The organism is Chitinophaga silvatica (assembly GCF_003419895.1).
Lineage (GTDB): Bacteria > Bacteroidota > Bacteroidia > Chitinophagales > Chitinophagaceae > Chitinophaga > Chitinophaga silvatica.
On the sequence record NZ_QPMM01000010.1, the window covers coordinates 139,162 to 162,260 of the forward strand.

Genomic DNA, 23,099 nt, shown 5'->3' on the forward strand with positions numbered 1-23,099 from the left:
TTTCTTAATAAAACTTTTTGTCAACCACGGATTTATAAATTTCACATACATGAATATCGTTTACCTCGTTCCATGTTTTGGATTATTGGCTTTGTTATTTACCGCCGTCAAGAGTGCCTGGGTTACTAAACAGGATGCCGGCAATGAGAAAATGAAAGAGATAGCTCAGCACATTGCTGAAGGCGCTATGGCTTTTCTGAAATCAGAATATAAAGTCCTTATTTACTTCGTAATTATTGCAGCCCTGTTACTAGGTTACATGGGTGCTACACATGACAATTCACACTGGACTATTGCACTGGCCTTTGTAATTGGAGCCGTGTTTTCTGCAACAGCAGGATTCATTGGAATGAAAATAGCCACTAAAGCCAATGTACGTACTGCTCAGGCAGCGCGCACCAGCCTTGCCAAAGCCTTACAGGTGTCATTCACCGGAGGTTCTGTAATGGGTATGGGTGTTGCCGGTCTTGCAGTATTAGGATTAGGTGCATTATTCATCATACTGAAATCATGCTTCGTAGCGGAAGCAAATACAGCCGAAATGATTAAAACAATTGAAGTACTTACAGGCTTCTCGTTAGGAGCAGAAAGTATTGCATTGTTTGCCCGTGTTGGTGGTGGTATCTACACAAAAGCTGCCGATGTGGGTGCCGACCTGGTTGGTAAAGTAGAAGCAGGTATTCCTGAAGATGATCCTCGTAACCCTGCCACCATTGCAGATAACGTAGGTGATAACGTGGGAGACGTAGCCGGTATGGGAGCCGACTTATTCGGATCTTATGTAGCAACCGTACTTGCAACCATGGTATTAGGTTCAGAAACAGTATCGCACGACTTGTTTGGAGGTATTGCTCCGATTCTTTTACCAATGATGATTGCTGCTGTAGGTATTTTACTTTCTATAATCGCAACTTTCTTTGTAAAAATCAGTGATTCGGCTGGCCTGAACACCAGTGTGGTACAAAGGGCACTGAATATGGGTAACTGGGGATCTATTATCTTAACAGCTGCAGCGTCCTGGTTCCTGGTATACTGGATTCTTCCTGATTCAGAAATGACATTACGTGGTCATTCCTTTAACCGCGATCAGGTGTTTGGAGCGATTATAGTAGGTTTATTGGTTGGAACCCTGATCAGTATTATTACTGAGTATTATACTGCAATGGGTAAACGTCCTGTAAAATCTATTATCAAACAATCCGCTACTGGTGCTGCAACTAATATTATTGGTGGTTTATCTGTAGGAATGGAATCTACTATGCTTCCAATTCTTGTATTGGCGGCGGGTATTGCCGGCTCCTTTACGTTAGCAGGGTTATATGGTGTGGCAATTGCTGCCGCTGGCATGATGGCAACAACTGCGATGCAATTGGCTATCGATGCATTTGGTCCTATCGCCGATAATGCCGGAGGTATCGCTGAAATGAGTGAATTACCTAAAGATGTAAGAGAAAAAACTGATATCCTGGATGCTGTCGGTAATACAACAGCAGCAACGGGGAAGGGATTTGCAATTGCTTCTGCAGCATTAACTGCTTTAGCATTGTTTGCAGCCTTTGTTGGAGTTGCTGGTATTCAGGGTATTGATATTTATAAAGCGAATGTATTAGCCGGTTTATTCATTGGCGGTATGATTCCATTCATCTTCTCGTCACTGGCTATTGCTGCTGTGGGCCGCGCTGCTATGGCGATGGTGCAGGAAGTTCGTCGTCAGTTCCGTGAGATTCCTGGTATCATGGATGGTACAGGAAAGCCAGAATACGATAAATGTGTTGCTATCTCTACTCAGGCTTCTATCCGTGAAATGATGCTGCCAGGTGCTATTGCGCTGATTTCTCCATTACTGGTAGGATTCCTTGCGGGTCCTGAAGTTTTGGGCGGTTTCCTTGCCGGAGCTACAGTAAGTGGTGTATTGATGGGGATCTTCCAGAATAATGCCGGTGGTGCCTGGGATAACGCCAAGAAATCATTCGAAAAAGGTGTTGAGATCAATGGAGAAATGTATTACAAGAAATCAGAGCCACATAAAGCATCTGTAACTGGTGATACCGTTGGAGATCCATTTAAAGATACTTCTGGTCCGTCTATGAACATCCTCATTAAATTAATGTCGATCGTTTCACTGGTAATTGCACCTACATTAGGAGAATTATATCATACTAAACCTACTCCGGAAACTGTAAAAACAGCTCCTGTTCCTGCTCCTAAGGCAACTCAACATAAAACTGTTGCTTTGCTGGATCAGCATAAATAATTATTGTATTCTTCTTTATGGGCAGGGGTATTCTCCTGCCCTATTTTTTTTCTCGTCGTCGACCTCTGTTTTTTAACTTACTTTCTTACATGAAAATGCTTCATTTCTATCTAAATCATTGATTACTAATGGTCGTCGATCTCCCGGTAAAAACCGGTTATTAGACATCGACGACTTTTTGTGTTTATTTTGATGATTGAGGTGGTTGATGGGAGTGGGTTTGAAGGAGGAGAAATGACGGGGTTTAATCGGACTATGATGGTATTGAAAGGATATTGAAGATGTAGAAGAAAACGCCTTCATACATTGGTTTAATCGGACTATGATGGTATTGAAAGCTAATCTAAAACAGCCTGCCTATGATGGTAGGTTGTTGGTTTAATCGGACTATGATGGTATTGAAAGTTCTGCAACCGGGAATTATTCATCCAGGACCAAGGCGGTTTAATCGGACTATGATGGTATTGAAAGTGATTTTGTAGCTAACAAAACCAGTAACATGGAACAGGGTTTAATCGGACTATGATGGTATTGAAAGGTGTAGCGGCTGTTACGGGTTTTGCGGGAAGTAGTGGGTTTAATCGGACTATGATGGTATTGAAAGGTTTATTTGTAAACGTTCAGGGAATATAAAAAAATGGGTTTAATCGGACTATGATGGTATTGAAAGAGTTATTACTATTCATCAATTTCAGTCACTATAAAAAGTTTAATCGGACTATGATGGTATTGAAAGAGAGGAAAGCTGAAGCAAAGCTACGTGCTGTTAATGGGTTTAATCGGACTATGATGGTATTGAAAGATAACATCCGAGCATCGACTTACCTCCCCCGCTCCGGTTTAATCGGACTATGATGGTATTGAAAGTCAGCTGTTGCTTCAATGATAGATCAGGTATTAGAGGGTTTAATCGGACTATGATGGTATTGAAAGATATTCTCAACGCACTATCACGAACAGCAGGGTGAGGTTTAATCGGACTATGATGGTATTGAAAGGAAAGTGTAATTATATTTCCGTTGATTGCTGTGACGAGGTTTAATCGGACTATGATGGTATTGAAAGACGATACCTACAGCTGCATTAATTATGTCCGCATCGGGTTTAATCGGACTATGATGGTATTGAAAGAAATATACCAGGCCCGAAACCTATATGCCCAAAGGGTTTAATCGGACTATGGTGGTATTGAAAGGATGATATGCAGAGGGAAGTATCATTTTGTAAGGTTAGTTTAATCGGACCAAGAGTGGGATTGAAATCTTTGCAAAGAACTTGTAGATGTAGGTCGCGGAATCGTATTAATCGGACCAAGAGTGGGATTGAAACGACCCTGAACAGATTAACATGAATCTGAGAAAAGCAGTATTAATCGGACCAAAAGTGGGATTGAAACGGTTCTAATGCAGAAAAGTGGACCAAGTTAATAGCAAGTATTAATCGGACCAGAAGTGGGAATGAAATGTAATCTAAAAAAGGTTACAAGCATATATAATAATTGGTATTAATCGGACCCGGAAGGAATTGAAACATGAATCGCTTAGGTATCTGGATAGATTCGGATTGGCGTTAATCGGACTAGAAGTGGAATTGAAATATGATAGTCAGAGCGTCTTTTCAAAACTGCGACTAAGATTTTATCAGAAAACAGATCAAAATAATCTTTCTCAAACCATTTTTCTTCCCTCCCCCACCACGAACTCCCCTAAAAATTTTTTTCTTGGATAATTCCCAAACTTCTTTACTTTTGTACTGTAATAAATTTAATTACAGTTTTGTTTTAAACTGTAACAATTTTTATAACAATTAAAACAATCGGCCATGCAGGCCTGTATTTAAATAACATTTAAAAGGTAAAATCATGAAAGTAGCCATTATCGGAGCATCAGGTTTCATCGGCTCAGCTTTGCTGGATGAAGCACTCAACAGAGGGCATGAAGTAACTGCTATAGTGCGTCATCCTGAAAAAATCAAGCTCGATAACCCGAATCTTACTGTAAAAAAGGGTGATATTACTAATGAAGCTGAGCTTGCTGAAGTGCTGAAAGGCAACGATGCTGTAATCTGCTCCTATAAAACAGATAATAAGGTAGACGCTGCCAAATCTACTTACGCATTAATCAATGCCTGTAAGAAAGATGGCATAAAAAGATTATTACTGGTAAATGGTGCCGCCAGCCTGGAAGTTGCGCCTGGCAAGCTGCTGATTGATACGCCGGAATTCCCGGATGCCTGGAAAAATCTAGCTCTTGCTACCAAAGAAGCCTTAGATATCCTCAGAGGCGTAAATGACCTGGATTGGACTGCCTTAAGCCCTGCTGCAATGATTGAACCGGGCCCTCGCACCGGCAAATTCCGCTTAGGTAAAGAACAACTCGTAATTAACGACAAAGGAGAAAGCAAAATTACAAATGCCGATTATGCCGTTGCTATGATCGATGAATTAGAAAACCCTCAACATATTAAGCAACGTTTCACATTGGCTTATTAAGTATAAATCCAATCCGGATAAGGATTTACTTCCTTATCTGGATTGGACTAACTCCATATTTCTTCTTAAATGCAGTACTGAAGTGCTGGGGAGATGAATATCCGGCTGTTTCTGCTATTTCTGACATATTATATTTACCTACCAAAATCATTTCTCTGGCAGTTTCCAACCTATGATCATTCAAATAACCATAAACTGTATTATTGAAAACAGCTTTGAAGCCCGATTTCAACTTAAATTCATTTAATCCCACCTTACGTGATAGCTGAGCAAGGGTAAATGGCTCCTGCATATTCATAATCATCAGATCGCGGGCATGATACAATTTTTCGAGATCCTGAGCCGAAAGCTTGCCAACAGGCACTTCTTCCATCAAAACATTATTCTCCAGCTGATCACATTGTAGTGCCAAAAGCTCCAGAGCTTTGGATTGCAGGAAAAGCTTCTTGATAGGTCCTTTGAATGGACACCTCTTTATATCTGCAATTACCCGCTGCATTTGAATAGTCATCGGCAGATTGAACTTCTCGTTTAAGCTCACAGGCTTATTTCCCGCTACCCTATTAGCCAATTTATCCAGTACCCTCCCGTTATTGTCTGCCAACTCCAGAAAACGGTCGGTAGAAAAACTCAATCCAAAAAAATTAATATCCCTTTGCTTCTTTACCGCTGCAGATTCAAATTCGTGTGGACTAAAGAGCAGATTATGCTCCAATGAAGAAAAAGAGTGTTTCTTGCAAACACCTTCAACGGAAGTAACTATATGGCCTTGTTCCATAAATAACATGCCTACCCTGGGCTCAATCTGGTCGGCAAGGATATGTATATTCTCGTATGTATCGGCGTTACAGCAAACAAGACTGATTCCATCAAAATGATATACCTGCATCCTGGCTACTCCAAATGCATTTTCATATGCATGCGATTCTTCCACAATGGTGGGCGAATGCATCATCTTCTTGTAGTAGTCGGCCGATAAATCTTCGGTTAACAGTACGTCTCTATCATCGTTCGTAATCACAACACCCATAGAAAATCCGTTTAGTATAAAAGTTTATCCTTTTTGTGTAACAGTTATATGGGATAACGGTAGCAAATTTGCATAAAAATATTCCGATTAATCAAATTTTTCAATACATGTTGGGAATATTCAAGACCAATATTAATACAAATCAGGATAAGAACACTGTTATTAATGCCATTTCAACCCAAATTCAGGTTAAAGCCTGCACAATTGATCTGGAAGACTGCGACAAGGTCCTGCGCATCGATAGCCCTATGCCTTTTACTACTCAATCTATTATTAATGTTGTAACTCGCTTAGGATTCAATTGCGAAATTTTAAAATAATCATTTTCTACATTTTCACTATTATCAAAAAAATTAATTTAATACGTAGGGGTATGATATTTTTGCCACGTCTTATCTACATGCAATAAATATTTGCACCTAGATCAAAAATATCAAACGGACCTACATATTATGAATAACAAGATTAGTCTCTTGTTGCTATTGGCGCTGTTTTTGGTAACAGGAAACATAGCAATTGCCCAGCAACAACGGTATACCATCAGTGGTTATATCAAAGACAAACAAAATGGAGAAAGTCTCCCTGGTATTTCTATCGGAAAACCAGGAACCACTCTTGGCACTATTAGTAATCAGTACGGATTTTATTCCCTTACATTACCAGCCGGAGAACATGAATTACTTTTCTCCTTCCTGGGATACACAACATTCAAAACTGTTGTTACCCTCAACAAAAACATTACCCTGGATGTAAACCTCGAATCCAGCAGCAGTCAACTGAATGAAGTAGTGGTAAATGGCCAGAAACAGGAAAAAATGGTCAATACCATCAACACCAGCATCAACAAACTCGATATTCAACAAATGAAGAAAATGCCCACTTTCATGGGTGAAGTGGATGTTTTAAAAGCAATTCAGACACTTCCAGGAGTGAATACAGTTGGTGAAGGTGCCTCAGGATTTAATGTAAGAGGCGGAAACAGCGATGAAAACCTTATCCTGCTAGATGAAGCCCCTGTATATAATTCTACCCACATGCTTGGCTTTTTCTCTGTATTCAACCCTGATGCTGTGAAAAGTCTAAATCTGATCAAGGGCGGATTTCCTGCCGAATACGGTGGTAGAACCTCCTCTGTATTAGATATCAGAATGAAAGACGGAAACAACCAGAGTTTTAACGTAAACGGTGGTATCGGAAATATTTTCAGCAGACTATCTGTGGAAGGTCCATTAGTAAAAGATAAATCATCTTTTATTGTTGCTGCCAGAAGATCGTATATCGACCTACTAATGAAACCTTTCGTATCAGGAGATATGAAGGATACCAAACTAAATTTCTACGACATTACAGCAAAAGCCAATTATAAATTCGATAAAAACAACTCCTTGTTTGTAAGTGGCTATTTTGGTAGAGATGTCTTTGGTTTTGGTAAAGATGTAAATATGAACTGGGGTAACCAAACGGCCACCATCCGCTGGAATCACGTATTTACAAACCGCTTGTTCCTGAATCTCACAACCTACTACAGTAAGTACGACTACAGTCTTCATTTCAGTAACGATTCAAAGAAAAAAGAAAATGAAGCATCACAAGGATATGACTGGACATCCAACATTATCAACTATGGTCTGAAACCTTCATTTACTTACTACATCAATTCCTCCAATAGCCTTCATTTCGGTGTACAGGGCGTATATTATACCTTCAAGCCGGGAACTGGTGTAGGGGTGGAAGGAGATGACGTAAGAGTAAAAGAGCTGGCAGATAAACATGCATTGGAATCTGCCGTATACCTGGATCACGAATACAAACCTTCCAAACATTTTGGAATCCAGTACGGAGCACGCTTCTCTGCCTACCAATTATTAGGGAGAGGTATTGCTTACTACTACAATGATACAACTCCGGGAATCCGTAAAACATTGGTAAGCTCTAAAGAATATGGTGCTAATGAATTAATTAAGGGATATTACTATTTCGAACCACGATTAAGTGCAAGATATGCCTTTACTGATCAGCATGCCGTAAAAGTTGCCTATAGCAGAACTACCCAGTTTATGCACCAGCTTTCTAATACAGCTTCCCCTACTCCATTGGATATCTGGACGCCTAGCTCCAATAACATCGAACCAATGTTGTCGGATCAGTATACCGTCGGATACTTCTATAATGCCCCTAATGATTCATATGAATTATCAGCAGAAGTATTCTATAAAACAACCGATCACCAATTAGATTATATCGATAACGCAAACCTACAACTGAATCCATTAATTGAGGCTGATTTGTTACCGTCACAAACCAGGGCTTATGGCTTGGAATTATATGCAAAGAAAGACATAGGAAAAACAACAGGTTGGGTAAGCTATACACTATCACGCAGTGAAAGAAAAACACCTGGTATCAGCCTCAATGAATGGTTTTTGAATCGATATGACCGTACGCATAACCTGAACATCGTTGTATCACATACACTGAATAAGAAAACATCCTTTTCTGCCAACTGGGTGTTTGCATCAGGTACACCTGCTACATTTGCTGATAACAGATTAGAATTCCAGGATTGGGATATTCCATATAACAGCACAGAGAAACGTAATAATTATCGTTTACCGGCTTATCACCGCTTAGATCTTTCCTGCACCTTAAAAGGCAGACAAGACAGACGTTGGAAAGGTGAATGGGTGTTCTCCCTGTATAATGTTTATGCTCGTAGAAATGCCTATACGATCTATTTCAAACAGAATGATGATGATCCTACCAAACGTGAATCCGTTCGGTTATCGATCATCGGATCAATCATTCCGGGTATCACCTACAACTTTAAATTCTAAATCAACAGAAGATGAAAAGATTGCATTATATAATACTGCTGGTTGCTGGCATCAGCTTAGCTTCCTGTGAAGATAAAATCAACCTTGATATCGCCAAAGGTACCTCGTATCCTGTACTGGATGCCTGGATCACAAACGAACAAGGCCCACAAACTATCAAATTTACAATGTCGGTGCCGTATACCGATGAGAATCCGGCTCCAATAATTAATGATGCCAAGATTACATTATTAGACCTGACTTCAGGTAATAGTTATCCATTTACTTTTGGAGATGGAAAATATACATACGATGCTTCTCAAAAGCCTATTGGGATTATAAATCATGCTTATAAGCTGCATATCGAGTATAAAGGAGAGATCTTTGAAGCTTTTGACAGTATTAAGAGAGTTCCACCTATCGACTCTGTTACCTATGAGTTTAAAACCAAGGAGCAATCCATAAGTGGGAAAGAAGGATTTTATGCAAAATTTCATGCAAAGGATATCGCCGGAGATGTAGATTACTACTGGATCAGATCTTACCGTAATGATACGCTACATCGGGTGGAGGATAATTTTTCTGTAGATGGTAGCTATGATGAGGGTATCTCAGACGGAGCAGTATTTATACTTCCGATTGCAGAAGGGATTACAAATTATAGCAAGCCATTCCTGGCAAATGAAAAAGTAATAGTTAAGCTCTTCTCTGTTACTCATCCGAGCCACGATTTCCTAACCCAGGTGTACAACCAGGTGAATGCAGGTGGATTGTTTGCTAAAGTGCTGGAAAACGTTAAAAGTAATGTGCAAAACACAACAACCAACGGAAAAATAAAAATATTAGGAAGATTTGGAACCTCTGCGGTCAGCCGGGCTGAGAAAAGTTTCAAATAAGAAGATTTTCAATGATAAGAAAAAGGCCGAAGCATTAAATGCTTCGGCCTTTTTCTTATCAAGTACTTTGCGGGAAACTTCGTAACTTAAGGAAAGATAACTTACCTTATGCCGCCAGATATTATTACATATGCGATTCCAGGATTTGTGTTGTTGATGTTGTTGGAGATCATAGTCACTATTTATGAGAAAAAAGATCTCTACGAACCAAAAGACGCAGTCAGTAGTATTTCAATGGGCCTGGGAAATGTATTCATTGGCCTGTTCACCAAAACGATTATCCTTGGCATCTATTACGCTGTTTATCAATTCAGGTTATTCACATTAGGTTATGCATGGTGGGTTTGGGTATTATGCCTGTTTGCAGATGATTTCACATATTATTGGTTTCATCGCAGCAGCCATACAATCCGGTTTTTCTGGGCTTCCCATGTTATTCATCATTCCTCCGAAAAATATAATCTGGCAACCGCCCTCCGCCAGAACTGGACCGGAAACCTAACCGGAACCTTCCTCTTCTGGTTGTGGATGCCTCTTATGGGTTTCCACCCAATAATGGTGATGAGCATGCAGGCTATCAGCCTGTTATACCAGTTTTGGATTCATACAGAATTAATACATCGTTTACCGGCTCCTATCGAATTCATTTTCAACACCCCTTCTCATCATAGGGTACATCATGGATCTGATATTGATTATTTAGATAGAAATCATGGTGGAATCCTGATAATCTGGGATAGGTTGTTTGGAACCTTCACACAGGAGAAATACCGGCCGGTATACGGACTTACCACCAATATTAAGACTTTTAATCCCTTACGAATAGCATCTCACGAATGGATAGCCATCTGGAATGATGTAAGGACAGCAGGCTCTATACGCAATGCCTTACATTATATCTTTGACTCACCTGGCTGGAGCAGCGATGGAAGTCGTAAAACCACGCGCCAGTTAAGGAAAGAGCAACTATTGAATACTTCCGGAGAAAAATAATTTAAAAAATATTTGGCATTTACGAAAACTGTCGTACATTCGTTTACGAAGATATTCGTAGAACAATAATCACCCTAAAAAATATCGTGTTTTGAAAACTATACGTCCGACAGACAGCGAATTAGAAATCTTAAGTGTGCTCTGGGAAAAAGGGCCTAGTACAGTTCGTGAGGTACATGACGTCTTATCTCAGACGAAGGATGCTGGCTATACCACCACACTTAAATTAATGCAGATAATGCATGAAAAATCGCTGCTGCAAAGGGATGCCAGTAGTAAAACACATATTTACACAGCTGCGGTTTCACAGGAAAAAACGCAGCAGCAGTTGTTGGAAAAAATGATAGATACTGTTTTTGGAGGTTCTGCATCTCAATTGGTAATGCAGGCATTAGGACAGCATTCATCAGATAAAGAAGAATTAAATAAGATTAAAGCTTACCTGGCTGATATAGAAAAACAAGAAAAAAACAACCGGAAGTAAGTAGCTTAAAGGCTCTTGCTGGAAAATCTGATATTATATGAACACATTGATCCTTTCAAGTGATATTGTTCGTGCTTTAGGATGGGCTATCCTGCATTCATTATGGCAAGCATTTCTGATTTATACATGCCTACGGGTAGTATTGAAGTTATGGCCGGAAGCAGGTGCCAGAATCAGGCATAATTTATCATTGCTTTCCCTTACTGGTATATTTATATGGTTTCTTGCCACCTTTTACATTCAGTTAGATCGCATAATAGAAGCGAGAAGCCTGCTCTTAATAAGTAGTGCAACAGTTCCGCTTCAAAACTTTGATATCATAACGCCAGTAGTATATCCCAGTCAACATTCCCTACTCTATTTAATTCCTAACCTGGAGCATTTTTTTCCATATCTGGTAGGGGTTTATATACTTGGAATGGGGATGATGATTATAAAACTAGGCTCTGATCTGTTTCAGTTACAGCGTATTCGAACACTGAATACTGAACCTATTGGAGATGCCTGGCAGAAATATGTTCAAAAACTGGCAGCACAGCTGCAAATACCAAAGAAAGTTTCTTTACTCATCTCTCATCAGGTAACAGTTCCTGTAATGCTAGGCTTTTTTAAGCCTTTAATTCTGGTACCAATAGCGATGGTAAACAATCTTACTGAAGTACAGCTGGAAGCAGTACTGCTCCATGAACTGGCGCACATCAAACGAAATGATTATCTGTTGAATATCTTCCAATCCATTGTAGAAACCATTCTTTTCTTCAATCCTTTTATCTGGATGATTTCAAAAGTTATCCGGATCGAAAGAGAGCATTGCTGCGATGATCTGGTTATCGCAAATACCGCTCAGCCAATCCAATATGCACATGCACTTGTAGCATTAGCTGAGCATAAGTTAAATGCAAACCGGCTTACCATGGCAGCTGCAAACAGCAAACAACACCTGTTTCACCGCATTAAACGAATCATGGAAATGAAAACAAGACATCTTAATTATACACAGAAGTTTTTAGCAGTTCTAATCATCGCATCCAGTTTGGTTTCTATAGCCTGGCTAAACCCAGCCAAAGGGAAAAATAGTGAATCAAATCAACCTAAAAACAAGCAACAGCATTCTGATTCAGATACCACCAAAGTATCAAACAAGCAATTTACCTATCAAACAATAGTAACAGCAGTAGATACCTTAAACCCGGGCGATCAATCTGGTTCAATCGCTCCAAAATCAACGGCCAAATCCACTGTTATTTACCAGGTTGTTGATACTTCCGGTGATCATATACGTTTTCCTCCGCCACCACCAGCAGCTCCATCTGCACCTAAAAAACCTTCTACACCACCATCACAAAATGGAGTAAGGTTCCCTCCACCACCGCCACCTGCTGCGCCTCCAACACCACCGACACCTCCTAAATATTCAGCTTCAAATGTCGCTGTAAGTTCAAACAGAAACGGCGGTCATTATTATAGCTATAATACAAACTATGTGTACACAGACACATTGATTGATAAAGAAGATATTAAAAGGCAAATTCAGCTTGCACAAAAAAATGTGCAAGTAGCAATGCAGCAGTTGAAGCAGGTAGATATGAAAAAACTACAAGCAGATGTTCAGGCTGCTACTGCAAATATCAATACTACAGAACTCTCTGAAAATGTAAAGAAAGCCTATGCAGAAAGCCTGGCAGCACTGAAAAATATAAATTGGGATGAAATAAGTAATGCGCAGAAAGAAGCCGCACTGGCTCTTAAAAACATAAACTTAGACTCCCTGAATACCACTATCTCATTAGCCATGAATTCTCTCAACCTTTCTAACCTGAAAGTGGAACTCGATAATGCAATGGCTAGTGCAAATTTAGCAGCCAGAGATATGGCGCACAGAAATAGTGAAGGAGCAGAATCGGCCAGGAAAAAGGCAGAATCAGCCAGAGAAAGAGCAGAAATCATCAGAGATAAGGCAGAATCAGCCAGGCATGAAGCGATGTATAAAGCTGATGAAGCCAAACGAGAAGCTAAAGCCGCTAATGCAAATAGTCAACAATTAAAAAATCTGGTTAAAAAACTGGAAGCAGATAACCTTTTGGATACTAAAAGTAACTACTCCATTGAAAGAAAAGGGGAAGACTTACTTATCAATGGTGTAAAACAATCCAACAATGTATTAGATAAATATCGTTCTTATTTTCCCTCTAAAAATGTAACCATTAAAGGAGGAAACGATACCTTCAATATTTATATCCAGAACTAATCAAATTACTTTTTTTTAAAAGCCATTACCGTTCATAACAGTAATGGCTTTTTTTCTTGATAACTTCATTTAACTTAGCCTGTATAATAGAATTGTATGAAGTATGGAATAATGCTGGCAATGTTGACAGCAACCACTGTTGCACTACAGGCACAGGATAAAAACGTTACAATAAATAACCTGACCAAAGAGAAAATAAACGCCGCAACCCCTGTCAAAAATCAAGGCCATACAGGAACCTGTTGGTCATTTTCCACTACTTCGCTGGTAGAATCGGAAAGCCTGAAAAAGGGTACTCCTGAATTAGACCTCTCTGAAATGTTCACCGCCCGCAATATCTATATCGAAAAGGCAAAAAACTACGTGCGCAGACAAGGGGCAGCCAAGTTTGATGAAGGTGGCCTCGGCCATGATGCCATCCGAGCAATGGCTACCTATGGAATTATTCCTGAGAGTCAATATAGTGGCCTGGTAAATGGACAAACAAGCTACGATCACCAAGAAATGATCAAGGAACTGAAAAGTTATCTTGATACCCTAATTGCACATACCCCAATTGCTGAAAACTGGATAGCCGGGTTTACAGCAATTCTTGATAAATTCATGGGGCAACCTCCGGCAACTTTCCAATACAATGGAAAAACATATACTCCGCAATCTTACGCTAAGGAAGTAGTTAAATTTGATCCTAATGACTATGTATATCTAACATCTTTTACTCATCATCCTTTCAACAAAGCATTTATTGTTGAAGTGCCTGATAACTTCTCAAACGGAGCATATTACAATGTTCCATTAGAAGAGCTAACATCCATCACCACCAATGCCCTCCAAAAAGGATATACTATACTTTGGGATGCAGATGTAAGTAATAAGGGATTCTCCAGAAAAAAAGGACTGGGAATATTTCCACAAGACACTTCATTAAAAAAAGATAACATAGATTTACAAACGAAAGAAGCTCCTTATTCGCAGGATTTACGTCAACGCCTTTACGAGGAACTTATTACACAGGACGATCATCTGATGCATATTACCGGAGTTGAAACAACAACAGATGGCAGAACCTTTTATCGCGTTAAAAACAGCTGGGGTGAAGCTGCTGGTCCATATGCCGGATACTGGCAAGTTTCACAGGCATATTTCGCAATAAACACCATCACGATTATTGTACCTAAAGCAGCATTAGATAAAGCATTTGAGAAGAAGTATAATCTATATCTAAACTAAGATATTTGCCAATTCACATACAAACCGCGTAATTTGAATAAAAGTCGCCTTCCTGGCGACTTTTATCGTTTATGATATATGGTAGTAGACCCCAATAAATTGAAAGTCAATAAGTTTACCTGGCTAAATTTATAGTATAAACCGCGAGGTAAACGTGAGTAATCTTAGCACCAAACTTAGTATTAATCGGATTTAAGGTGAGATTGAAAGTAAATGGTAATTAGGCCAAATTCAACGATCTACGGTATTAATCGGAATAGGAATAGAATTCTAACTTGAATTTCACACGAACAGGGTCACAGGTATTTTTAGTTTTAATCAGACCAGAGGGGAATTGAAAGTAAATTTGCGTTTTCTCAGGATTATTAGCTCAAACGGTTTTAATCGGCCTAGAAGTAGAATTGAAGTCTTAAAGCAGAAAGCTACGAAACTCTATAAGGTATTAATCATTATTGTAATGAGAAATACAATTATTAAACAGAGATTGAAATGCATCAATTTTCAGAATTGCATATTCATCGTGCAAAAGCAAGTTTAACAACCTTCTCTTCGAACTGGAACGACCATGCGCAAAGAAATTCTAGTGGCTTTGTGTATTACTTTGTTACCACTTAATTTCTTTGCGCACCTGGTGAGGCCTGGGTTTACTCTCTCCTGGCATAGGAAATAAGCACCTGCGATCCGGGACCTACTTTATGAATAAAGGATAGTAAAGCCTTGTATATGCTGTACTTCCCCATCTGTTATGTCAACTTCTTTAACTACGGCCATTGCAGGACCAGACTTACACCAGGATACAAAATCTTCCATGATGTCTGGGGTTGCTTCTGCCATAATCCATACATTGCCGTCCAGCAAGTTTTTGACTTGCCCCTGTACATGCATCGAATCTGCCACTCGTTTGGCATTGATCCTAAACCCAACACCCTGTACACGGCCTTTAATTACGATTTCTTTGTGAATGATTGATTGAGCGGTCATAAAATAACTATTAACACATAAATGCTCACGCACCTTCTATGAAAAGATTCGACTACATATTTTTACCCGAAATCCTTTCATCGAAAATTAACCGCAAAGATACAAACAACCTTCGTTCCATTCACAACAGAACGATAATTAAATCCTTAAGTATAATAAAATAGTAACAATGGAGAATACTGTATCAGAAGTATTAGGTAACAAGCTAAGCCAATGCCATTCAATTAATCTTGACCCTTTAGGGATGGGCAACAAATCCGAGAGAAATTGATATACCAACTAAAAACCGCAGCCTTTTGCCACTATTTTAAGTAGTAATAATTCAAACAATGTATTAAATAATAAAGTCCATTTCTCCACAAATTCTAAATACGCTAAAATTCAATCCTATTCTTATAAACCAATAAGTCTAATTCTACAATCTACTTTCACTCCTGTGACCTAGGTACATTAGTACATAATAATACCTGCACACTTTGTCTGATATTAATAAACCCACATTATATAGTAATAAACAGATCTTTCCTCCATTTAAAACTATCATCAACTCAAATTCATTCAACTTTAATATCAACAAAACTTCTAAAAACTAACCTGAACCAGGATTACCAGATGAATACCCGCAACATCGCATGATTAACTGGCATGCAAAACGACTATAACTACTATTTGTAATCAACAGCTCCCAATACATGCTAAATGAAAACACTGATTACAACAACAATAGTATGAAAGGATGGTTAACAGAGGGAAACAAACATCGGCGAAAATTGATACAAGGGGATAACAAAGCATTCATAATCGTTCAATTTTCATCGATCTTGCAAATCTACCATCCGGTAATTCCCGAATCAAGAAGCTAAATGCAGCTAAGCTGCATAGTTATTTATAAATAATGAACCCGGTAAATGTTCAACATCTCCAAATCCAAAATCCTTCACTCTCTCATATTTTCCCCCTTCCGCTGGCCTTCTCATTAATGTGAAACAATGACAATTAAAACTCCGAACAAACATCTGCTGTGATAAAGTAGCCATCAATTGCTCCGATACCTCATTCCCCAACCCTCTCGCCAGCAAAATATGTGGCTTAAACTGTTGCGGCTTCAATTCAAAAGTTTGTAAAATTGCCCGATGCAAATCAATTAGTGGTTTGGGATTCGCAATATTCACAAATACACTGTTATGCCCTTCAGCATGCCTATGTGCATCCATCTTTGCAGTATAAACCACAAAACCCGATTGTTGCTTCGCCGTCTCCTCCAACATCAACTCAAAATCTGATTGAAAACGCTCCGGAAATGCAGACCTGAACAAGGCAATATGTACCGGTGCAGATACCAAAGCAGTATCTCCCGTCATTGCTGCTACGTACTCTCGTATATGCGACACATCCTGTGCAACTAATACATCCGGATTAATGACTATTAAATAATCATAAATAGTATCTGACATTTCAAAATTCGTATTCATAACCGATAATTTAATTCGTTCTGTTAGAATGACACTACAAATATACGAACACTTTTCAGAAATACTAATTTTTTTAGCATTTTTTACTAAAAAAAATAGGCATCAAATACTAAAAAGCGCGGCATCAGTGATTTACACCAATGCCGCGCTAAAAATTATTATATAATTATGCTAACTTCTGGATAATTGACACAAAATCTGCCGCTACCAATGATGCACCTCCAATCAATCCACCATCCACATCCGGGCAGGCAAACAATTCAGCCGCATTTCCTGGTTTTGCACTTCCACCATATAAAATACTAGTATGCAGCGCAATTTCATTACCATACTTTGCCGCTACCTGTGAGCGGATAAATGCATGCATATCCTGCGCCTGAGCCGAACTTGCTGTTAAGCCTGTTCCAATTGCCCAAATTGGCTCATATGCAATTACTATCTTCTTAAATTCCTCTGCACTCAAGTGAAAAATGCTCTCTTCCAATTGCTTTGCTACATATTCATTTTGTGTACCCGCTTCTCTGATTGCCAAAGGCTCTCCGCAGCAGAAAATTGGCTTTACGCCAAATGCTAATGCCTGGTCTACTTTCTTTGCCAGAATTGCATTGGTTTCATTGAAATACTCTCTTCTTTCCGAATGGCCCAGAATTACATAGTCAACACCAATTGACTGCAACATTTCTGCAGAAACTTCACCGGTATAAGCACCCGACTTCTCACTGGCTGAGTTTTGTGCTGCTACATAAAAACCAGGATAGTTTTTCAACATAGCCTTAGCTTTTGTCAGATATGGAAAAGGGGTGGCTACTACTACTTCTTGTCCTTCTGCCAACTTAAGCCCGGCCTGCAGTATATCATTGATCAACTGCTCGCCTTGCGCCAGCGTAAGATTCATTTTCCAGTTGCCCGCAACAATTTTCTTTCTCATAGTTTTCTTTGATATTAAGTTTTAAGGTCTTTGCGCTATTGTATTCTCAAACAGCTCTGTCAATATCTGTTTATCCGCCTCCGTTAGATGCCTGCCTTTCAGCCGCATCCAATTATCTGCGTCTCTTATTGCTTCCGCTAACCTATACCCCTGCTGATCTCCCCAACTAAACGAAGGCAAGTATTTTGGTGGTAAATGAGCCCCGTATACATTGCAGGAAACCCCCACCACTGTGCCTGTATTCAACATTGTATTAATGCCACAGCGACTGTAATCACCCATTAATACTCCACACTTCAAACCTGCAATCATCCATTCGTTCTGCCCTTCCATCCATATTTTTACCGGCGATACGTTATTCTTCAGGTTAGAGCAGGTTGTATTTGCTCCGAGATTACACCATTCTCCTATAACTGCATCCCCCAGGTATCCGTCATGTGCCTTGTTGGAATAGCCGAACAACACACTGTTCTTTATCTCTCCTCCTCCTACACAATGTGGGCCTAATGTAGTTGCCCCATATATTTTAGTTCCCAGTTTCATTACTGCCTTTTCCCCCATTGCAAATGCTCCACGAATCAGGCAACCTTCCATTATTACGGCGTCCTTTCCTACATAAATTGGCCCTGTACTGGCATTAAGCACACTACACTCTACTGAAGCTCCAGGCTCCAAAAATATATCCGCAGGATTGATAAGTTGATTGGTGGATGATATCGTTGCTGATGTTCTACCAGCTGTTATTAACTGAAAATCTGTTTTCAGTGCTGCTTCATTGACCGCAAAGATATCCCAAGGCTTATAAATTCCTAGTACCTCGTTCTGATAATTTTTCCGATCCCCTCCTGTTAATTCAGGAACCCCTGAACTGGTAAGAGATTTAGCCAACAGAAGGTTATCCTTATATAACTCTTCTTCCGGGCCCAGGGCCAGAATAGCTGCTACTAACGATGCATCTGGTAAAAGATGCCCGTTGATCATGATATTAATACAGTCGGCCGACTGATGTAAAGGAAATTTAGCTTGTAAAGGAGGAACAGTAAAGTGGCTGACTGGCTTATTCAACCATCGTTCCCATTTTTCCTGTATGGTAAGTATGCCCACTCTGCAAGCCGCAACGGGCCTGGTATGTGTGAAGGGGTACAACTGCTCACGTAAGGGCGTGTCAAATAATATATAATTACGCTCCATAGCGCTAAAAATAAAAAATCCCATCGACAAGCCGATGGGATTTCCCTAAAAAATATTTTACCAGCAAACTAAGCTTTCTTAGCGTAACGTTTGTTGAATTTGTCAATACGTCCTGCAGTATCCACCAATACATTCTTACCAGTATAGAAAGGGTGAGAGGTATTGGAAATTTCCAACTTGATCAAAGGGTACTCGTTACCGTCTTCCCATTTAATAGTTTCTTTGGAAGGAGCAGTAGAGCGGCTTAAAAAGCTAATACCGTTTGACATATCTTTAAATACCACAAATCTGTAACTTTCTGGATGGATTCCCTGTTTCATATCAAAATTATTGTAATAGAGGTGCAAAATTAATCAAATTAATTGAACCCCCAAAGATTATTATTAAAAAATTAGGATTTCATATTGATATACTGTAAAGGAATACCCAAATTAGCTTCCTTCATCACTTGTATAACTTCCTGTAAATCATCGATTTTCTTGCCTGTTACCCTAACGATATCATCCATAATAGCAGCCTGAACCTTTAATCCCGAATCTTTAATAAGTTTTACTACTTTCTTCGCATCTTCCTGCTTAATTCCATTTCTAACCGGCACTTCTTTCTTATAAACCTTACCGCTCTGGTATGGTTCCTTACTTAAATCATAAATTGTCGCATCCAAACCCTGACGCATTGATCTGCTCACTAATACATCAAGTAATTGAGTCAACTTCATATCGCTCTCAACCTCAATATTTAATACAAACTCCTTCTTATTAAGCTCAATCTCTACATGCGAACCTTTAAAATCATACCTGTTGGTGATCTCTTTCTTTACCGTATTAACGGCATTATCCAATGTTTGTAAATCTACCTTGCTAACAATATCAAAGGACGGCATATCTATATCATTTTAAATGAACGACAAAGATAAAACTTTCATACAAAGGCACAAAGATGCGCCAAATACAAAAGCAGGTAGAGAACTACCTGCTATCATATTATACTCTAAATCTAACTTGTATTATATTTTTTTGATACTTCCAGCTCCGGATACTGAAGGATTTACTGTTGCATCTCCTTTGTATCTTACATGACCGGCTCCGGAAACACCTGCTTTCAGACGTTTGTTCACACTCAAATTCACCTGTCCGCTTCCGCTTACTCCTACTTCTGCTTCTTCAATAGCCAGGTCCAGCGCTCTGATTTCTCCCGCTCCTGACACCCCAAAATTCGCGGTAGTGGCACTTCCACTTAATTGAATATGTGCGGCTCCGGATAATCCTACTTTTAGTTGCTGTACTTTCAAATCAAGGTCTATATTACTTGCTCCGCTAACTCCTATTTTCACGCGATCTGATTTTAAGCTGCCTTTACTGGTAAAAGAACATACTCCACTTCCGGATAATGACTCCAGTTCTTTCATCGTAACATAGACTGTCATAGCTTTGCTAGGGTTTAAATCATACCCCTTTCTGCTTGAGATTTCGAGCGTATTATTCTGAAAAGTAGTTTCTACATAGGGCAGAAGGTTTGCATCTGTTTCAACTCTTACAGAAAATTTATCACCCTGCTCAATCACTACTTTATAAATTCCTGAGGTAGCAATACTGGTAAATGGACTAGCCGTTCTGCTCTCTTCTTTTATTTCTCCGTTTCCTCTTACTTTTTCATTGAACCAATTAAAAGACATGAGGCTGGCTGTTACTGCAACTAATGCTGCAGCAAAACAAATTGATAAAACCTTTTTCATAGCGGTGATTAGTTTTTTAGTTAAGGATTTAGAATGGCGTTCTAATATTAGTAGGATGATAATTTTAAATCTGAATTCACTCCACGGACTTTCAACAATGGTGAATTATCGTTCCCCCCGGCTGCAAATCCTGTATAGTTTAGTGATGTAGCTTTTTTCTCATAGTAAACATTTTTCATTTCCAGATCTCCCAGGCTTAAATCTCCGTAAGTAAGATTTGCCTGTATTTTTAATGGCTGTCTGCGGGATAAAGAGAGTTTCACATCAGAATAACTTAAAGATAAATCTGCTCCTTTGAAAGAGGTGCTTACTTTCTGTACTTTAAGATCGCTATAGGTGAGTTTTAAATTTACATCTACCTGTAATTCCTGCAATTTCAAATCCGAATAGGTGGCAGTTCCATCAATACGGTCGGCCGATTGAATCTTATAATCTGAATAGGTTGTAACCAGTTTTAAGTTTTTAACTTTATCCATATAATAGTTGCTGTAGTTGCTGCTGGCATCTAGCTGCTCTATATTTTCAGCATTAATAGTCGAATAATTTGCTACAATTCTGGCATCTTTAACACTTCCCAATTTTCCTTTATCACAGTAGTTCAGTGTCATTGTTAAACTCTCTGCATCTCTGATATCGAAGGTGCAGTAGCTCAACTGCAAGTTTGCCGGATAGGTGAATTTGTCGGCAATTACATCTCCAAACTGATTTTCTACAGTTACTTTTCCTAAACTTTGTGGAACATAAATATCATAATCGATATTTACATAACCTTTAGAATCGCTGTTACCGCCCCACGAAAACCATCCTTTGCCCCCTCCTTTAGCTCCACCATTAACGGTACGGAGTACAACGGCAGAACTGGAACTTTTCTCGGTATTAACATCAACAGATTCAGCGTTTGCCTGAGCCTGTGAGTCGCTTTTTCCAAAACCGGTTACAGTAATAGTGGCTTTGATCTCGTTTTTATTCCAGGTATGGAAAACAATTTTCCCATATTTGTTGGCAACACTGAAATTGGCGTTATTATCTACAGTAAAATTTTTTGAGATAATTTTCTTGTATGCTGTTCTAGGCTCCGATGCTAACGCACAAAGTGGCAACAAGAGGAATAGGAGACATTTAAATTTCAGCTTCATAATGCTTTTTGGTTTGATCAGGAGTGACTTTTTTGCTCTGCAACTCTTCTAAAATTCTGTCGAGAAGATCTAGCTTTAACTGGTAGTAGCGAATGAGGGCCGCTTTGATTCTTTCATTACCCGGATTGTTTTGTAATTCACGCTCCAGTGTTTTGTAAGTATCATTACGTAATTCCAGTTCTTTACGTGCAGCACTGTCTAGCCCCAGTTCTTCAACCGGATAAGCATTAATTATCTTAAGCTTTTCGTTGATCTTTGAACTGTAGTACATATTTGCTTCCTGCACTTCAGGAGCAAATGAAGCTGTTCTCGTCTGTTTTCTGGATGTCAGATAAAATAATGCGCCTGCATTAACTACCAACAAGAGGATCACAGCGGCTCTAAACCAGTTTCTACGTAGTAGAGGTACAATCTTAGCGCCTTCCTGCTTCGCTGTCAGTTCCTTTTCCAGCGCATCCCAGATGCGAGGCGATGGACCTGGCATTTCGAATTCTGATCGATGCTGCTGAATAAATCTTTCTAAATCTTCAGGCATTAACGAGTTGCGTTTTGTTGTTTTACAATTTGTCTTACTTTCTCCTTCGCACGCATGTATTGTGTTTTGGTGGTAGACTCAGAAATACCAAGCATTTCGGAAATCTCTCTATGTGAATATTCTTCAAATAAGTAGAGATTAAGAACTGTGCGGTAACCATGAGGCAAAGTATCAATTGCTGATCTTACCGCAGCTACCGTCCAGCTGAAATGCTCTTCATCCAAACCTTGTTCTACCTCCACTTCAACCACTTCAGGATCTTCAAAATACACTTTTTTCTTGCGAAGGGTGTTTAAACAATGATTCACCACTATTCTTTTAATCCACGCACTTACACTTCCTGCATTTTCCAGCTTGTGTATATTCCTGTGCACCTGAATAAAAGCTTCCTGCAGTGTATCCTCTGCATCGCTAACATTATTGGTCATACGCAAACAGATGTTGTACATAGCCCCTGAATAGGCATTATACAATTCGCGAAATGCGCGAACATCCCCGTTTCTACAACTATCGATTAGAGTATCTGTTATTTGCGTCTGATTCAAGTTATTGGCTGATGCTTTCATACTAAAGACAATGACTGTAAAAAAAGTTGCACGCTAATGACAAGAATTTTTGATCTTTTTTACCATAATGCCGAGCTGAAACAACTAAATTATTAATTACTAATTTTTTATATAGA

At 39.3% G+C, this 23,099-nt stretch carries 20 protein-coding genes and 1 CRISPR repeat array; of the genes, 9 read left to right on the top strand and 11 right to left on the bottom strand.

What is annotated here, in order from left to right:
• Positions 1-49: 49 nt before the first annotated feature.
• The gene (locus DVR12_RS18425) at positions 50-2,254 is read left to right on the top strand and encodes a sodium-translocating pyrophosphatase (protein ID WP_116977263.1); all 2,205 of its coding nucleotides are present in this window, start codon (positions 50-52) and stop codon (positions 2,252-2,254) included.
• Between the two features lie 241 nt (positions 2,255-2,495).
• Positions 2,496-3,449: direct repeats of the CRISPR family, unit length 30 nt; unit sequence GGTTTAATCGGACTATGATGGTATTGAAAG.
• Between the two features lie 666 nt (positions 3,450-4,115).
• Positions 4,116-4,745: an NAD(P)-dependent oxidoreductase gene (locus tag DVR12_RS18430; RefSeq protein ID WP_116977264.1), complete on the top strand. Its 630-nt coding sequence runs from the start codon at positions 4,116-4,118 to the stop codon at positions 4,743-4,745.
• Between the two features lie 25 nt (positions 4,746-4,770).
• On the opposite strand, the gene DVR12_RS18435 is transcribed toward DVR12_RS18430, so the two are convergent.
• A complete protein-coding gene (locus tag DVR12_RS18435) occupies positions 4,771-5,775 on the bottom strand; it encodes a helix-turn-helix transcriptional regulator (protein ID WP_116977265.1) in 1,005 nt (334 codons plus the stop codon).
• A 107-nt stretch (positions 5,776-5,882) separates the two neighbouring features.
• Here DVR12_RS18435 and DVR12_RS18440 point away from each other — a divergent pair, with 107 nt between their 5' ends.
• The 7 genes from DVR12_RS18440 (at position 5,883) to DVR12_RS18470 (ending at position 14,439) form a co-directional block, all read left to right on the top strand.
• A complete protein-coding gene (locus DVR12_RS18440; RefSeq protein WP_116977266.1) occupies positions 5,883-6,095 on the top strand; it encodes a hypothetical protein in 213 nt (70 codons plus the stop codon).
• A 132-nt stretch (positions 6,096-6,227) separates the two neighbouring features.
• Positions 6,228-8,609, top strand: a complete 2,382-nt coding sequence (locus tag DVR12_RS18445; RefSeq protein WP_116977267.1) for a TonB-dependent receptor — start codon at positions 6,228-6,230, stop codon at positions 8,607-8,609.
• A gap of 11 nt (positions 8,610-8,620) precedes the next feature.
• Complete coding sequence (locus DVR12_RS18450) at positions 8,621-9,484, top strand: DUF4249 domain-containing protein (RefSeq protein ID WP_116977268.1); 864 nt, start codon at positions 8,621-8,623, stop codon at positions 9,482-9,484.
• Between the two features lie 108 nt (positions 9,485-9,592).
• The gene (locus DVR12_RS18455) at positions 9,593-10,477 is read left to right on the top strand and encodes a sterol desaturase family protein (protein WP_116977269.1); all 885 of its coding nucleotides are present in this window, start codon (positions 9,593-9,595) and stop codon (positions 10,475-10,477) included.
• A 91-nt stretch (positions 10,478-10,568) separates the two neighbouring features.
• A complete protein-coding gene (locus tag DVR12_RS18460) occupies positions 10,569-10,961 on the top strand; it encodes a BlaI/MecI/CopY family transcriptional regulator (protein WP_199417143.1) in 393 nt (130 codons plus the stop codon).
• Positions 10,962-10,998: 37 nt separating this feature from the next.
• Positions 10,999-13,209: a M56 family metallopeptidase gene (locus DVR12_RS18465; RefSeq protein WP_116977270.1), complete on the top strand. Its 2,211-nt coding sequence runs from the start codon at positions 10,999-11,001 to the stop codon at positions 13,207-13,209.
• A 96-nt stretch (positions 13,210-13,305) separates the two neighbouring features.
• A complete protein-coding gene (locus DVR12_RS18470) occupies positions 13,306-14,439 on the top strand; it encodes a C1 family peptidase (protein ID WP_233522425.1) in 1,134 nt (377 codons plus the stop codon).
• 693 nt (positions 14,440-15,132) lie between these two features.
• On the opposite strand, the gene DVR12_RS18475 is transcribed toward DVR12_RS18470, so the two are convergent.
• The 10 genes from DVR12_RS18475 to DVR12_RS18520 all read right to left on the bottom strand — a co-directional run bounded on the left by DVR12_RS18475 (position 15,133) and on the right by DVR12_RS18520 (position 22,983).
• Entirely contained in the window at positions 15,133-15,420 is a 288-nt protein-coding gene (locus DVR12_RS18475; protein ID WP_199417144.1) for an acylphosphatase, read from the bottom strand.
• Positions 15,421-16,289: 869 nt separating this feature from the next.
• Positions 16,290-16,892, bottom strand: a complete 603-nt coding sequence (locus tag DVR12_RS18480) for a 2'-5' RNA ligase family protein (protein ID WP_116977271.1) — start codon at positions 16,890-16,892, stop codon at positions 16,290-16,292.
• 166 nt (positions 16,893-17,058) lie between these two features.
• Complete coding sequence (gene tpiA / locus DVR12_RS18485; protein WP_116977272.1) at positions 17,059-17,820, bottom strand: triose-phosphate isomerase; 762 nt, start codon at positions 17,818-17,820, stop codon at positions 17,059-17,061.
• Between the two features lie 21 nt (positions 17,821-17,841).
• Entirely contained in the window at positions 17,842-19,011 is a 1,170-nt protein-coding gene (locus DVR12_RS18490) for a putative sugar nucleotidyl transferase (protein WP_116977486.1), read from the bottom strand.
• A 68-nt stretch (positions 19,012-19,079) separates the two neighbouring features.
• A complete protein-coding gene (locus tag DVR12_RS18495) occupies positions 19,080-19,331 on the bottom strand; it encodes a type B 50S ribosomal protein L31 (protein ID WP_116977273.1) in 252 nt (83 codons plus the stop codon).
• A 71-nt stretch (positions 19,332-19,402) separates the two neighbouring features.
• Positions 19,403-19,894 (bottom strand): YajQ family cyclic di-GMP-binding protein, encoded by a 492-nt coding sequence (locus DVR12_RS18500; RefSeq protein ID WP_116977274.1) that lies wholly within the window; start codon positions 19,892-19,894, stop codon positions 19,403-19,405.
• Between the two features lie 123 nt (positions 19,895-20,017).
• Positions 20,018-20,746, bottom strand: coding sequence for a head GIN domain-containing protein (locus DVR12_RS18505; protein ID WP_116977275.1), 729 nt, complete (start codon positions 20,744-20,746; stop codon positions 20,018-20,020).
• Between the two features lie 47 nt (positions 20,747-20,793).
• A complete protein-coding gene (locus DVR12_RS18510; protein WP_116977276.1) occupies positions 20,794-21,882 on the bottom strand; it encodes a hypothetical protein in 1,089 nt (362 codons plus the stop codon).
• Positions 21,866-22,417 carry a hypothetical protein gene (locus DVR12_RS18515; RefSeq protein ID WP_116977277.1) on the bottom strand — a complete coding sequence of 184 codons (552 nt, stop codon included), beginning with the start codon at positions 22,415-22,417 and terminating at the stop codon, positions 21,866-21,868. Before DVR12_RS18515 ends, DVR12_RS18510 begins: the two co-directional genes overlap by 17 nt.
• Positions 22,417-22,983, bottom strand: a complete 567-nt coding sequence (locus DVR12_RS18520; protein WP_116977278.1) for an RNA polymerase sigma factor — start codon at positions 22,981-22,983, stop codon at positions 22,417-22,419. Before DVR12_RS18520 ends, DVR12_RS18515 begins: the two co-directional genes overlap by 1 nt.
• Between the last annotated feature and the right edge of the window lie 116 nt (positions 22,984-23,099).